This window comes from Paenibacillus sp. FSL H8-0282, from assembly GCF_037963825.1.
GTDB classification, from domain to species: Bacteria; Bacillota; Bacilli; order Paenibacillales; family Paenibacillaceae; genus Paenibacillus_AQ; species Paenibacillus_AQ odorifer.
Map to the genome: position 1 here is coordinate 6,756,458 of NZ_CP150146.1, position 14,451 is coordinate 6,770,908.

Below are 14,451 nucleotides of genomic sequence, written 5' to 3' on the forward strand. Positions count from 1 at the left end.
AAAGATTCCTCCCACCCCAAACGGGCAAAAGGAATCTTTTCACTAATATCTCTCTAATTTCTATAAATGTTATCTGCAAACTCTCCATCCTACCCTAGAAACTCCACTGGACGATCCAGCTCATACAATCTGCGGTAACGTGGTTCTTTTTCCATCAGCTCTGCATGGGTTCCACGCATTTCTACCGAGCCATTTTCCATAAAAATCACTTCATCCATCTGCTCCGCACCAACCAAATGATGCGTTACCCAGATTAGAGATTTACCGTCCATAGCTTCAAACATCGTCTGCAAAAGATCACGCTCCGTGCTTGGGTCCAACCCTACGGTCGGTTCGTCAAGAATGACGACAGGTGTATTTTGCAGCAAAATACGAGCTAACGCTATCCGCTGACGCTCTCCACCGGAGAAACGTTGCCCCGCTTCACGGACAAAGGTACTGTATCCATCTGGTAACGAGGAGATCAGCGTATCCATTTTGGCTAATGCGCCAGCTTCTTTAATCGCTTGTTCGGAAGCCTTCGGATCACCCATACGAATATTGTTCGCTACCGTAGTATCAAATAAGTGTGGGCTTTGATTTAGCACCGCTATAATAGAAGGAATATTATCGCCATAGGCAGCAGCCGCGATTCCATTAATCATAGCCGAACCTGCAGAAGGTTGGATAACCCCTTGAATAGCCTTTAACAACGTCGATTTCCCTGCCCCGCTACGGCCAATGATGGCAATTTTTTTACCTTGTGGGATGTCGAGGCTGAGATCACGAACCGACCAATTATCCTCTGATCCATAGCGGTAACCCACATTTTCGAGCTTGATATGAGCACTTTTTATGGCCTGAGGTAGAACATCGACTACAGATGCCTGTTCGGAAACTATATTCTGCTCTTCTCCGACCACTCCAGACAACCGCTCCAGCGAGTTACGGTACTGCGGGATTTTCTCCACTGCTTCGGATACTGGCAAAAAAGCATCTGCTACAGGAAAAACAACCAAGACAAACGCCGCAATCAAAGTACCTGCAATAGCACCATCCGCATACTCTCCGGCGGCCCAATATAACATCGAAAGTACACCAACCCCAACGATTGCTTGCCCGATGAACGCACGTAGACGCGCCCAGCTGCGCAGCGCTGCATCAGTTTTGGCCACTTTTTTCTCATCTGCTTCGTAGGTCTCCACGAACTGGCTTTGCCGTCCACTAATGACCCAATCGCCCATACCAAGAACGGCGTCCGTCAGCTTTTGATAGAGGCGATTACGCTCTACCTTCACTTCACGTTGACGTTTCTGGGTGAACAACAAAGATATAAGCGGCAATACCACGACCAGCACCAAAATATACAAAGCCATTAATAACGCAAAACCGATATCAAAGGTGCCCAACGCAATCACTGCAACCCCGTAGATCAATAAAGCAATAACACTTGGAAATACGGTTCTCAGATATACATTTTGCAAATATTCGATGTCATCAGCTAACATCCCGAGAATATCCCCAGTACGGAAACGCGACGACAGGAACAAGGCCTGTGGCTCCAAAATATTGTACAGGCGCACACGCATTTTAGAAAGAATCCGTAAAATGGTGTCATGCCCAATCAGCCGTTCCACGTAGTGAATGACTGCCCGGCTTGTTCCGAACGTACGTACACCAACAATCGGCACGTAGATCATCAGGATATTTTCGACCGGTGTAGACGCTTTTGAGATCAGAAATCCTGAAGTATACATCAATGAAGAGGCAGTAAAAATCGTCAACGCCCCAAGCACAATAATTAGCACAAAACGCCAAAAATACGACGATACATAGGGAGCAAACCATCCTTCACGTTTCAATGGATTCCCTCCAATTGCGACCCAATCAACTCATAATACGCACCCTTGCGGGCAAGTAACTCCTGATGGGTACCGATTTCTGCCACTTGGCCTTGCTTCATTACTACAATAATGTCCATATCGAGCATCCAGTGCAGGCGATGGGTAGCCAGAAAGACCAGCTTTCCTTCAAAAAGGGGCACCATCGTCTCCTTCAGCTCATATTCCGTTTCAATATCCAGATGCGCCGTTGGCTCGTCTAGAAGCATAATCGGACGGCTGCTAAGCAGTGCCCGGGCTAATGCCACCCGTTGCTCCTGGCCACCGCTGAACGAACGGCCGCCGCCACCAATCATCTCATCTAAGCCATGCGGAAGAGTATCCACCAAACCCGATAAACCCGTAGCTTTCACTGCCGCGGCAACAGCCTCCATAGAAGCCTCAGGGTAATAAAAACGTATATTATCAGCTAACGTGCCGCTAAAAATATACGGACGCTGCGGGATATACGAGGTCTGTTTTCGCCAAGCCTCATCCGTTAATGCACTAACCGTAGTACCGTTAACCGTGATACTTCCTGAAGTAGGGTGTAAGAAGCCCCCTAATATATCCACTAAAGTAGATTTACCGGCCCCGCTCTCTCCGATAATCCCAATTTTGCTAGCTCCTTTAAATTGCAGGTTCAGCGCTTCCAGCGAAGAAAGCCCTGCTTCCTCATACTTCACGCTAACGTCATTTAATGTGAGCATGCTATTCTCATGCCAAGTGAATATTTGTTCCGATGTTTTTGCTGCAGAACCGACAGATAGATCACCGTTAGGGACGATTACTTCAGCCTTCACCTCATCTTGATCTATAATGCTCTTCATTGCTTCAGCGGCTTCTTTCCCATCCAAAGTAGCATGGAAATCTGAACCTACCAATCTGACAGGCAGGAAATATTCCGGAGCCAAGATTAGAATCGTTAAGCCCGTAACCAATGTCATTTGTTCATTTACAAGCCGCAAACCAAGACTTACTGCTACAGAAGCTACAGACAGCATAGTGAAGAAATCCAGAGCGAACGATGACAAAAAGGCCACTCGCAGCGTACGCATGGTCGCCGAGCGATAACGATCGCTGACAGTAGCAATGCTGTCGCTATGACTACGACTGCGTCCTAGAAATTTTAATGTTTCTAGCCCACGTAATGAGTCTACGAAATGATTAGATAATGTACGATACGATTTCAATTGCCGATCCATTTGCTTACGGGCCGTCATCCCAATCAAAATCATAAAAACAATAATAATCGGCATAGTTACCGTAAGAATAATCCCGCTCGTAGTGTCCATCGTAAAGACGTAAATAAGCACCAAGATCGGTGTAACAGACATCCCTACCATTCTAGGAATGATCGCTTCCAGATACGTGCGGAATTTAGTTACGCCTTCCAGCACCAGTGTAACAAGATCCCCGGTTCCACGCCCGCCCACCATTCTAGGGCCAAGCTGGAAGAGCTTGTCCATCATTTCCCTCCGCATAGTGCTGCCCGTTGCTTCCGCGAAGCGGTAAGAGACACGGCTCATCAGCATAGCACAAGCATGGCGCACAAGAAATGCAAGAAGGAACAATAGCGCAGTGCCCCATTGTTCCTTCAGAGGTTCTCCCGCAAATAGCGCAGAGATGACTTCTGCCAGCGATTTAGCCAGCAGAAGTATGGACAAGCTTTGCACCAGGGTAAGGAAGCCTACAATCAGAAAGACTGGCTTAACTCCTTTATACCCAAGCAAGTTTTTATCCATTAGTATTCAAGATGCTCCTTCTCGTGAACCCGTTTATGAAAGACAAAGTAACTCCAAATTTGATATCCCAATACGAACGGAAGGATAGTCAGTGCCACAATCGTCATTACCTTCAAAGAGTAATGGCCCGAAGCCGCATTAGTGATCGTCAAATTAAAAGCTTGATCAATTGAACTAATCATAACACGCGGGAACAATCCTACAAAGATAGAAGTTACCGAAAGCGCCATTACTGCTCCTGTCATTCCAAAAGCGTAGCCATCCTTCTTCTTCGTCATGAAGTAACCGGACAGTACAAAGGCGATAACTCCCAGGGCTACAATAATCATAAGAATCGTTCCACGTTGCTCGAAAATATCCGTCATATTATAAGTCATAATCACAAAAGCAGTAAATAAAGCTGCGAGTGGGATTAGCAATTTTTGAGCCAACTTGCGAGCGCGAGCCTGTAGATCACCCACTGTACGTAGCGTTGTGAACATAAGACCATGCACCAGGCACAGAAGGACAACAGTAAGCCCTGCTACTACAGTGTACACATTCACGATATCTGTGAACCCTGCATACATTTGCATCTCCCCATCAATAGGCAACCCTTTGATAAAGCTTGCAAACACTACAGCCAAGAGGAATGGTGGAAGGAAGCTGCCGATAAAAATACAGGCATCCCAAGTTCTTTTCCAAGCCAATGAATCACGTTTACCTCTGAATTCAAAAGCGACACCACGCGCTATCAGAGCTAATAAGGCAAATACAAAAGGAATATAGAATCCACTAAACAGCGTTGCATACCACTCGGGGAAAGCCGCAAACATTGCACCCGCAGCTGTGATAAGCCATACCTCATTCCCATCCCAGAAGGGTCCGATCGAGTTAATCAGAACACGGCGCTCTGTATCATTTTTAGCGAGAATTTGTGTTTCCATCCCTACGCCGAAATCGAAACCCTCCAGGAAGAAGAACCCTATAAACAGAACTGCAATCAGCACAAACCACAATTCATTAAGAGATATCATGGGAACCCTCCTCGTTATATGGATCATTCGAATCGCCGTGATCGTTATCCATTGCATAAGGACCTTTTTTAATCACTTTAATAAACAATCCGACCAACACTAATCCTAGAATTAAATAAATCGTTGTAAAAGAAATCACGGAGAACAGAACTTGACCACTTGTAATATTAGGCGACACACTGTCTTCCGTTGTCATCAGTCCGAATACCGTCCAGGGCTGACGCCCGAATTCGGTCATAACCCAACCGGCTGTATTCGCAATCGGAGGAAGCAACAAGCCCCATAACATAAACCGCATAAACCAAGTGTTCGGACGGTCCATTTTTTTGCGCCACATTAAGTACATAGCGTACATTCCCAATACAATCATTAACGTTCCTGCTAGAACCATGATCCGGAAACTCCAGAATGTCGTACGTACAGGTGGAATATAGTCACCGGGGCCATAGGTTTGCTCATACTCCGCTTGCAGCTCAAGCATACCTTTAACTTCACCGGAAAATTTACTATATGAAAGGAAACTCAGCATATAAGGAATTTGAAATTCTCCACTACTGATTTGATTCTTTGGATCAATGTTTGCCCATACGGTCCAAGGTGCCGGGTCACCACTCTTACCCCACAGTCCTTCGGAAGCTGCCATTTTCATTGGTTGAGTTTCAACCAAATATTGCGCTTGGGCGTGACCAGCAACAGCTACACCAATAGAAGAAATAATCCCTACGATGGCTGCAATCTGAAAAGACTTCTTAAAGAAAGAAACCTCTTGTTTCTTCAATATTTTATAAGCACTAATACCAGTTACAAGAAAAGCACCTGTTGCATAAGCAGCCAGTACGGTGTGTGGGAATTCAACCAGCAATTGTCCGTTCGTAATAAGCGCGAAGAAATCATTCATTTCTGCACGTCCATTATTTATCTCAAAACCCACAGGATGCTGCATAAAAGAGTTAGCCGCTAGAATCCAGAATGCAGATAACATCGTACCGAATGCTACCAGCCAGATGGACAGTAAATGTACTCGCTTGGACACCTTATCCCAGCCGAATATCCATATCCCAATAAAAGTAGACTCCAGGAAAAAGGCTGCCAATGCCTCAACTGCAAGTGGAGCCCCGAATACATCACCCACAAATCGTGAATAATCGGACCAGTTCATCCCGAACTGAAATTCCTGCAAGATTCCTGTAACTACCCCTACTGCAAAATTGATGAGGAAAAGCTTTCCCCAGAACTGCGCCATTTTTTTGTACTCTTCATTACCTTTTCTAACGTACATTGTCTCCATGATTGCAATCAAGAGCGCTAGTCCGATTGATACCGGTACAAAGAAATAGTGGAATATTGTCGTCGACGCAAATTGTATACGCGACAGCATTACTGTATCCATATTTGTCCCTTCCTTCTCCCCTTTTCGTTAATTATATTCTGTCAAAAATTTAAACTTCTTTTTGTGATAAATGTCACATAAAGATAGTCATTTAACGGTGAAATTCAAATGATTTGTGACAAAGATCACAATTTAGCATAAAGAAAGCAAAAAAAATAAGACGGTTTACCCGTCTTGAGTGGTTCGTCGTTCTATTAAATGCTTGACTCATTTAGGTATTGGTTAGATGGAAATACCCTTCTTCAGCGATTTGAGATCGCCATTCGAATTAAGCAATTGGGGTAGCATCTTCGTGCTGCGAACCATTGGAGAGTCACATAGACGGCAAGAAGGCGCATGTTCAAATGCGAAATTATCCCTCATCCATCCGTTGCATCCCTCATTGGTACATGCCCAAATTGCGGTATTTTCTTCCGGTATTTCTTCCAAAGGTTTCTTCCGGTAGTTCATTGCCGTTCCTCCCATCCTGTAAGTCAATAGTGAGTAACTAGATATAAAAAGACCGTCCCAACTTTCACAAGCTGGGACGGTTTCTTCTATTATTACAGTTTTACAACGTTTTCGGCTTGTGGTCCACGGTTGCCTTGAACAACGTTGAATTCAACGCGTTGGCCTTCGTCCAAAGTTTTGAAGCCGTCGCCAGTGATTGCGCTGAAGTGAACGAATACGTCGCTTCCGCCTTCAACTTCGATAAATCCGAATCCTTTTTCTGCGTTGAACCATTTAACTGTACCTGTTTGCATGTGTGTTACCTCCACAAATTTAAATTAATATGTTCTTTTTATCTTCAAACAAAGAAAAAATTCACACATTGAAAAAGGTTGTATTACCAAATATGACAGCCCTTTTCAATGCGAGAATTAGGGACTAAATGTATGATTGATATCATATTACCACACCTGATTAGCAAAGGCAAGCAAGCATCCGAATATATCCGGTTTTGCCCTAATAAGTATTACCTTCCAATGTAAGGGCTGCCACTTAGTGTTTATTCCCTAAATAGATCCTTTTTCTGGCATAATTATCATGGTTTTAGAAAAATAGCTTTTCCAAAAACGTTACTTTTATCCGCTTTTTCAAGAAGGTACCCCCTCGGAATCGAAGGGGTAGTCCGCTCTACTTGTCGTAACTGCTATATCATTATATACCGACTTCCAGCATATTATTCCTGTGGTTTTTCAAGAAGTTTAACTGTTGCCTGTTTGGCCTCGCCGTTTCGATAGTAAGTAATTTTCAGATCATCACCGATCTTCGTATGATTATATAAGTACTTGCGAAGAGAAAGGGTAGATATGATTGATTGATCATTAAATTTGGTAATGACATCATTGAATTGCAGTCCAGCTTCCTTCGCAGGGCCAACGGCTTCTAGAACAACTACTCCATCCTTAACACTGTTCGGCAGGTTCAATTCATTGCGTTGATCTTCTGCTAGTGGAACGTACGGATTGTTCAAATCAACTGAATATACACCCAAGTACGAACGGGCAATATGTCCTTTTTCAGCCAGCTCATTAGCGATATCTATCACATGATTCGCAGGAATTGCAAAACCCAGACCCTCTACACCCGTATCTGAAATCTTCATTGTGTTAATTCCAATGACCTTGCCATCCAGATCCACTAATGCGCCGCCACTGTTTCCTTCATTAATCGCCGCATCGGTCTGTATCACTTCTTGTTCCCAGTCATATACTCCATCCTGATTAAGGGATACGGGAACCATCCGTTCAGTATAGCTAACAATCCCCGAGGTCAATGTATCACCAAGTCCTAGCGGATTACCGATAGCAATGACCGTTTCACCTAGACGAAGCTTAGAGGAATCACCGAGCTGCGCGATGGTATCGATTCCTTTGGCATCAATAGAGAGTACCGCAATGTCGCTTACTTTATCCGTTCCAACGAGTGTTGCCTTACGAGTCTCTCCGTTCACTGTAACTACTTCGAGATTACCGGAGTCTTCAATGACATGATTATTGGTAATGATAAATGCTTTATTCCCTGTCTTTTTATAGATCACTCCTGAGCCTAGTGCAGACTCATCCAGAATGTTTAATTCTTCATTATCTTCTTTATGATTGATAATACTTACTACTGCAGGGCGAACCGTGGCAGCAGCTTGAATAATCCGGTCAAATGGATCACTACTGCTTGGGGCAACATTTCCAGTTGCTACAACCGGCTTCTGAGCAGTCTCATGACTCATCTGGCCTGTAAACATACTGAATAACAAAACTGCCACCACAGCGCTGACTAAGGAGCAAACGGCGGATATTTGCCAAGTAGATAAACCCTTACGCGATCTGCGTACAGAATGTCTACGATTAGCAAACGATCCCTTTGATGCTTCATCCCCTCTGGACCGCGAAACTTTAGTTGAATAGAAATCATCATCAAACAATCCCACCGAAAATCTCCCCCTTCTATTGCCAAGCGTTCACTGTTGGTAAGACCTGAACCTATAGCAACCACGTCCGAACCAAACCTCTGTAACCATTAGACTCCAAATATCACTAAAAAGTTTCACTTTATCCATTAACCCCACAAGAGTTTCGATCAATCGTTAGATTATGATAATCTTTTAATATATCTTCTCTATTAGGAATATTTTGCAACTTAAAAGACTACAATAAAATAGAAGTGTCCCTAAAATTTTAGCTTTGCTCATCACGCTTTTAATTGTATCACAGGCAACCTGCAATTCGGGATTTTCCTCAGCTAAAACACCTGCGAATTTTTTACAGTTTTCAGTTCTAATTACACTATATATTCACACTATTAAAGGAGGATTAATTATGAGTTCTTTTTCAACAAGTATGGATTTAGTCGAGTTTATCGGTAAGCTTGGTGACTTAAAGGATGAACACTACCACATGACCCTTGCCTTTAGCGCAATGATCGAATTGATGATTGAAAAAGGCCTAATCTCCCGTCAAGAATTAGATCGCAAGACCGCTGAACTTGATCAGCTTATGACTGGCTCAGCTTATCCCATGGCGTAGGTTGATCATAATACGTATCACACAGTCTGAACTCACTATCTTTGAAAAAACAGCCCCGATCCTCCATTGCGCCGCGTACTGACATTTTTGCCAAATCCATCATATTGTGATCCCGGCTTAAATGCGCCAAATAGGTCCGTTTAGTCCGCCCTGTAAGAATTTCGCTAAGCGCAGCTCCAGCTGCCTCATTGGAAAGGTGACCCATGTCGCCTAGGATGCGCCGTTTCGTATTCCACGGATAACGTCCCATTCTCAGCAATTCGATATCATGATTCGCCTCCAGCACCAATACATCTGCATCTGAAATTGCATCTCTTACCTTATCACTAACATAGCCCAGGTCTGTAGCTACACATAACTTCTCTTTTCCATCATAAAAATTGTAACCCACTGGCTCCGCTGCATCATGAGAAATCGCAAAGGATTCTACTCGCATACTGCCGAAATCCTTGTGCTGGCCAGACTCCATGATCATACGGTTATACTCCGGTATTTTACCAATTCCCTTCTCGATAGCTCCCCAGGTATTGGTGTTCGCATAAATCGGAAGATCGTATTTACGGGCCATGGCCCCGAGTCCCTTGATATGATCGGAATGTTCGTGTGTAACTAGAATCCCGTCTATATCATTACCCGTTAGTTCACGCATGGCCAACAGCTCATCGATCCGCTTGGCACTAAAACCTGCGTCAATCATAAGTGTTGTCTCCCCGTTTCGTACCACCGTTACATTGCCGGTAGAACCACTGGACAGTACTGTAAATGAAATCCCCATTTTCCTTACTCCTTCTACTCTGTTGTCTTAGGACTGATGATGTCCGCACTAATAGCATCCACATAATAGGCATTGCCGTTCTCCAGCATAAACCGCCACATCGGCGAAGCTACCTGACTTTCCGAGTTGAACAGCTCACCGTAATATCCCAGCTCAATCTCCTTCACTACGGAATCTGCCGGGAAATACTTCTCTATCAAACTACTAAGTGCTTGCGATGCTGGAAGCACCTTCTGTTCTTTATCGCTGCTGCTTGTCCCTATTTCAATCTTCGGCCAGCGGTAAGCTACGATTTTTTGATCACTGTTAATCAACTCTAGCCTAACACGGAACAACGACCACTGATTTTGAACCAGCGGATGAAGAACGAACTTCCCAACCTCACTTTCCTGTGAATCAAAGCGATAATTGGAAATGTCAGGAATCTTATCCTCAAGCGCCTTGCTAAGCTCTGAGAAGGAAGAATAGATCAGCTTGCTGTCTATAGGTACATCTAATTTAATTGGTGGTTCAGTCTGTTCTTCAGCAGAATAACGATAAGTAATGTTAGGAAGCTGCGGGGTAGAAGCCGGAATGGGACACAATACACGAATCCCTTTCTGCTCCATTACGGCTTGGGTCTCAGCAGACAGGGAAGTAAAATCAAGATTAGCACTAACCTGATCGCGTAAATCGACCCACAGCTGGTAACATAGCAGCAGATTCAGACCTAAAAAGGCGCAAATCAGTACATTTTTAGCTCTTCCCCAATCCATACCCGAACCTCCTAAATGTTATATGAACCACTTGCCCATTAATTCAAAGTAAGCACGCTGCCATCACTAAGTGTAACTTTCCAGACAGGTATCAGCTCCAGATGATCTTCCTTCACCTCAGGCACATAAGCAGGCGTTAAATCCTTCACTGCCGAAGTTTTACTGACCAGAGACAACCTATACTCCAGATCCGCACCTCCAGATAGCTCCACTACCTTTTTTACGGCCTTACTTTCATCTATATAGATTAGAGAACGTTCATAAGAGGATACTGTTCCCTGCTGCAGTTCCAGATTTATTACACCATACTGTAATGATGAATGGCTCATTATCGGATAGGAGCCGTACGGATAGGAGCCATAATATTGTTGAAAAGAGACCTTTCTCTCCTGTCTCCCTTCCTCTGTAGCCTCCAAACGGTAAGTCCCATTCCATCCGCCATGCTGGTTCACAAATTCTACAGCTTCCAAAGCATCCTTGGCAGGGGTACTTTCTCCAGCTGGAAGCGCCGCAGGGTCGCTATAGCTCATCCAGTTCTTACCCTGGTCCACCTGAAGGCTTCGTTTGCTGTCCGTATAAATCTCCGAGCCGTTTTTCTCCCGGATATATCTAGTACTTCCAACATCGAAGAAAAGATTACTCTGCATTTGCTCTATGGTGTACATCCCGGAAGGCATGTCTACCTGAACCAGAGAAATCTTACTGTCTGGCACATAATAATCCCCGCTTACGGTCTTGTAAGGCGTCCAATTCTTACCAAAATCGACATGCTGCTGCACATCCTGAACCGTTAAATCCGCTTTTGCCGCTTCGTATATGATGTCGCCTCTCGTACTGAAGAAAATAGCATGGGCCTTGGAATCGTTCTTAATGTTATAGATCCAAATGCGATCGATGCTTTCTCCTTCAAAAAGGGAATCTGGCGATAACTGCATCACCCGCTGCAATAACGTTACCGGAATGCCCGCTCCGAACGAAAGCTCAATCCCAGGATTCTCATTGCGAATCTTATCCCAATCATAATCCTGTACCGAGTGCCGTTGGAAGCTTTCGAAACCACGACCTTTTAAGCGATTCATGATCAAGCTATAGAACGTAGAGTCCGGATAAAAAAGCGTATGCTTGCCTTCCCCCATATGGATGATCATTTTGTCAGGGTATAACAGGTTCTCTACCTTCTCTTCCGGACCCATATTATCTGTCTTCACATACAGGTTCTCAGAAAGCACCGCAGAATCAGCACCAGGCAAGCGGTAGATCAAATAATAGCTTTCAACCAGGCTTCCGAGCACGAGCAAGGCTAGAATGCATGATTTGATTCGTTCCTTCACGCCTCACTCCCCCTTTGCTCGTTCAAAGGCAGGGTAAAGGTTACCTTTGAACCTTCATTTAGCTCGGATTGCAGGGAAATGGAGCCTCCATGTGCCTTCACAATTTCCCGGGCAATGGAAAGGCCAAGTCCAGTGCCTCCCATGTTCCGCGAACGTGCCTTATCCACGCGATAAAATCGTTCGAAGATCCGCTCGATATCTTTTTTGGGAATCCCTATCCCCGAATCACGTACAGAAATGGAGAGCATTCCATCCTCATTCTTCAACGCTTCCAATTCAATTGTACCGCCTTCTGGCGTATATTTTAGCGCATTGGAGACCAAATTCCCCAAGACCTGGTCGATTTGATCACGATCAAGCCACGCCGTAGTAACATCTTTGCGGACCCTTGTACTGATATCGATACGCTTTTGCCGAATTTGAAAAGAAAAACGATCCGCAACATCCTCCAGCATCTCGGTAATATCTGTCTGCTGAATTCGAAGAAGAGCTTCCTTGGAATCCAGACGGGAAAGATGCAGCAAATCCGTAACCAGACGAATCATCCGTTCCGTTTCGTTGCGAATCACCCCAACAAACCGAACCGCCAGCTGCGGATCTTCAAGTGCTCCATCATCCAGTGCTTCAACATAGCTTTTAATAGTGGTAAGTGGTGTTCTTAGCTCATGCGAAACGTTCGCCACGAACTCCCGGCGTGATTCCTCCAGATTCTCCTGTTCGGTGACATCCTGCAACACAGCAATTGTGCCGGCAATGCCACCCTCACGACGATGAATCGGAGTAAACGTCACTCTTACGATATTAGAATCTTCTCCACCCATATGGGTCAGATGAAGCATTGCAGATTGGGCATTGCCTTTAGCCAGAGATCCGCTTTGTTCGTAATCTAAGCCCAACAGTTTATCTAGAGGAGCGCCTTCCGGCAACGGACCTTCATTTCCGAGCATCAACGCTGCCCGCCGATTCATCAGAATCACTACTCCGTTCTCATCTGTAGCCACAACACCATCACTCATGTTCGTCAGAATAGAGGTAAGCTTCTCCTTCTCCTCTTCATTCTGCGAGAGTGCTTCCCGCAATCTACCGGTCATATAATTGAATGCCTGACTGAGTTGTCCAATTTCATCATTGCCCAATATGGGCATTTTACGATTGAATCGGCCTTCAGCGACCGCCGTAGCATGCCTCGTCATTTCCTTAATAGGCTGCGTGATAGTGTGCGCCAGAATGACGCATAAAACAACCGTTAACGCTAGAGCTAACAGCAAACCTGAGATAAATACACTATTGATCCGGCCCATCGTGGCGTATAGATCCTTCATGTCAGCAGCAATATAGATTGCGCCCACCACCTTGTCACCCGAGAGCACAGGCTTAGCCACAACCTTTTTCCGCACATTATCATCAGCAATAATATATTCCTCGTTATCACTGATGCCCTGCAAAGCCCGATTCACAACTGTCTGGGTGTTACGCTGCCCGACATAGTCATTCTGCGAAGGAACGGAAGTGGTGATGATTTTGCCGCTGGCATCCAGTACCTGAATCTCAGCCCCGTTAATGTACAGATTATTGACCATCCCGCGCAGACTTTCCACAGCGGTTTCCTCATCTGCCGTTCCAGCCTCACTACCAAATTTATCAGCAGTCAGGATAGACAACATCTCAGCACGTGCTTTAAGGTCCTTGGTGAAATTATCTGTTAACGAGTTCTTCATCGAGCTGACAAAATAAACCCCGATCAACTGCATAGCTATCAGAATCAGCAACACGTAAATAATAATAAGTTTTGCCTGAATTGTCCGGATAAAGGACCGCCACTTCATCACAGTCCTCCATTTTTAGGGCTATGCATCAAATAGCCAAGTCCACGCCGAGTATAAATATATTCGGGCTTGCTGGGGTTCTCCTCAATTTTCTCTCTTAGACGACGGATCGTCACGTCAACGGTCCGCACATCACCGAAATACTCAAATCCCCACACTGCCTGCAGCAAATGCTCCCGAGTCATCACCTTACCGGCATGTTTGATCATATAGTAGAGCAGCTCATATTCACGATGGGTCAAGTCAAGCGGCTCCCCGCCCTTATAGACCATATACATATCTGTATCTATAAACAGATCAAAATGATAAATGCCCTGCTTATTCTCTGCTGGTTCACTCGCCATCCCCTGTGGTGACGGTTTATGCTGTCTCCGCATCTGGGCTTTAACTCGGGCCAGCAATTCACGTGTACTAAAAGGTTTGGTCACATAGTCATCAGCACCAAGCTCCAGGCCAAGTACCTTATCAATCTCTCCGTCCTTGGCTGTAAGCATAATGATAGGAATGTCCAAGTGCGCAGAACGCACCTCGCGGCAGACGTCCATGCCATCTTTGCCGGGCAGCATAAGATCAAGCAGCATAAGATCGGGCCTTTTGGACAATGCCAGCTCCACTGCGCTGTTACCATCAAAAGCACAAATAACCTCGTAGCCTTCTTTTTCTAAATTAAATTTCAATATATCAGCAATAGGCTGTTCATCATCTACTACCAGAATCGTTCCCATCTGCATGTCCCAGCTTCACCTTCC

Annotated in this window: 13 protein-coding genes; 1 reads left to right on the forward strand and 12 read right to left on the reverse strand. The window is 44.9% G+C overall.

The features are described 5' to 3' along the window. Positions 1-89: 89 nt before the first annotated feature. The 7 genes from cydC to NST94_RS29405 form a co-directional block, all read right to left on the reverse strand. Positions 90-1,841, reverse strand: coding sequence for a thiol reductant ABC exporter subunit CydC (gene cydC / locus NST94_RS29375; protein ID WP_339281533.1), 1,752 nt, complete (start codon positions 1,839-1,841; stop codon positions 90-92). Beyond that, positions 1,838-3,604, reverse strand: coding sequence for a thiol reductant ABC exporter subunit CydD (gene cydD / locus NST94_RS29380; RefSeq protein WP_339281534.1), 1,767 nt, complete (start codon positions 3,602-3,604; stop codon positions 1,838-1,840). Before cydD ends, cydC begins: the two co-directional genes overlap by 4 nt. Next, positions 3,604-4,620: a cytochrome d ubiquinol oxidase subunit II gene (gene cydB, locus NST94_RS29385; protein ID WP_076124301.1), complete on the reverse strand. Its 1,017-nt coding sequence runs from the start codon at positions 4,618-4,620 to the stop codon at positions 3,604-3,606. Before cydB ends, cydD begins: the two co-directional genes overlap by 1 nt. Continuing rightward, positions 4,607-6,010, reverse strand: coding sequence for a cytochrome ubiquinol oxidase subunit I (locus NST94_RS29390; protein ID WP_076181720.1), 1,404 nt, complete (start codon positions 6,008-6,010; stop codon positions 4,607-4,609). The genes cydB and NST94_RS29390 overlap by 14 nt, the downstream gene beginning before the upstream one ends. 222 nt (positions 6,011-6,232) lie before the next feature. After that, a complete protein-coding gene (locus NST94_RS29395; RefSeq protein ID WP_036677829.1) occupies positions 6,233-6,460 on the reverse strand; it encodes a cold-shock protein in 228 nt (75 codons plus the stop codon). A gap of 92 nt (positions 6,461-6,552) precedes the next feature. Beyond that, complete coding sequence (locus NST94_RS29400; protein ID WP_019914582.1) at positions 6,553-6,753, reverse strand: cold-shock protein; 201 nt, start codon at positions 6,751-6,753, stop codon at positions 6,553-6,555. A gap of 419 nt (positions 6,754-7,172) precedes the next feature. Next, positions 7,173-8,420, reverse strand: coding sequence for a trypsin-like peptidase domain-containing protein (locus NST94_RS29405; protein ID WP_076124305.1), 1,248 nt, complete (start codon positions 8,418-8,420; stop codon positions 7,173-7,175). Positions 8,421-8,808: 388 nt separating this feature from the next. Here NST94_RS29405 and NST94_RS29410 point away from each other — a divergent pair, with 388 nt between their 5' ends. After that, complete coding sequence (locus tag NST94_RS29410; RefSeq protein ID WP_036677826.1) at positions 8,809-9,015, forward strand: hypothetical protein; 207 nt, start codon at positions 8,809-8,811, stop codon at positions 9,013-9,015. On the opposite strand, the gene NST94_RS29415 is transcribed toward NST94_RS29410, so the two are convergent. From NST94_RS29415 to yycF, 5 genes are read right to left on the reverse strand one after another with little or no spacing between them, the layout of a single operon-like run. Next, positions 8,984-9,790: an MBL fold metallo-hydrolase gene (locus tag NST94_RS29415; protein WP_036677825.1), complete on the reverse strand. Its 807-nt coding sequence runs from the start codon at positions 9,788-9,790 to the stop codon at positions 8,984-8,986. The genes NST94_RS29410 and NST94_RS29415 overlap by 32 nt on opposite strands. 14 nt (positions 9,791-9,804) lie before the next feature. Continuing rightward, the gene (gene yycI, locus NST94_RS29420; RefSeq protein ID WP_036677823.1) at positions 9,805-10,545 is read right to left on the reverse strand and encodes a two-component system regulatory protein YycI; all 741 of its coding nucleotides are present in this window, start codon (positions 10,543-10,545) and stop codon (positions 9,805-9,807) included. A 38-nt stretch (positions 10,546-10,583) separates the two neighbouring features. Further along, positions 10,584-11,876 carry a two-component system activity regulator YycH gene (yycH, locus tag NST94_RS29425; protein ID WP_076124306.1) on the reverse strand — a complete coding sequence of 431 codons (1,293 nt, stop codon included), beginning with the start codon at positions 11,874-11,876 and terminating at the stop codon, positions 10,584-10,586. Continuing rightward, on the reverse strand, positions 11,873-13,702 hold the full coding sequence (walK, locus tag NST94_RS29430; protein ID WP_280753235.1) for a cell wall metabolism sensor histidine kinase WalK: 1,830 nt from the start codon (positions 13,700-13,702) through the stop codon (positions 11,873-11,875). The genes yycH and walK overlap by 4 nt, the downstream gene beginning before the upstream one ends. After that, a complete protein-coding gene (gene yycF, locus NST94_RS29435) occupies positions 13,702-14,433 on the reverse strand; it encodes a response regulator YycF (protein WP_076124308.1) in 732 nt (243 codons plus the stop codon). The genes walK and yycF overlap by 1 nt, the downstream gene beginning before the upstream one ends. Positions 14,434-14,451 lie beyond the last annotated feature (18 nt).

Excerpts from the sequence above, each read along its gene's own strand:
- cydB (WP_076124301.1), bottom strand. The coding sequence starts at position 4,620 with ATGATATCTCTTAATGAATTGTGGTTTGTGCTGATTGCAGTTCTGTTT.
- NST94_RS29395 (WP_036677829.1), bottom strand. The coding sequence starts at position 6,460 with ATGAACTACCGGAAGAAACCTTTGGAAGAAATACCGGAAGAAAATACC.
- NST94_RS29410 (WP_036677826.1), top strand. The coding sequence starts at position 8,809 with ATGAGTTCTTTTTCAACAAGTATGGATTTAGTCGAGTTTATCGGTAAG.
- walK (WP_280753235.1), bottom strand. The coding sequence starts at position 13,702 with ATGAAGTGGCGGTCCTTTATCCGGACAATTCAGGCAAAACTTATTATT.
- cydD (WP_339281534.1), bottom strand. The coding sequence starts at position 3,604 with ATGGATAAAAACTTGCTTGGGTATAAAGGAGTTAAGCCAGTCTTTCTG.
- yycF (WP_076124308.1), bottom strand. The coding sequence starts at position 14,433 with ATGCAGATGGGAACGATTCTGGTAGTAGATGATGAACAGCCTATTGCT.
- NST94_RS29415 (WP_036677825.1), bottom strand. The coding sequence starts at position 9,790 with ATGGGGATTTCATTTACAGTACTGTCCAGTGGTTCTACCGGCAATGTA.
- NST94_RS29400 (WP_019914582.1), bottom strand. The coding sequence starts at position 6,753 with ATGCAAACAGGTACAGTTAAATGGTTCAACGCAGAAAAAGGATTCGGA.
- NST94_RS29390 (WP_076181720.1), bottom strand. The coding sequence starts at position 6,010 with ATGGATACAGTAATGCTGTCGCGTATACAATTTGCGTCGACGACAATA.
- yycI (WP_036677823.1), bottom strand. The coding sequence starts at position 10,545 with ATGGATTGGGGAAGAGCTAAAAATGTACTGATTTGCGCCTTTTTAGGT.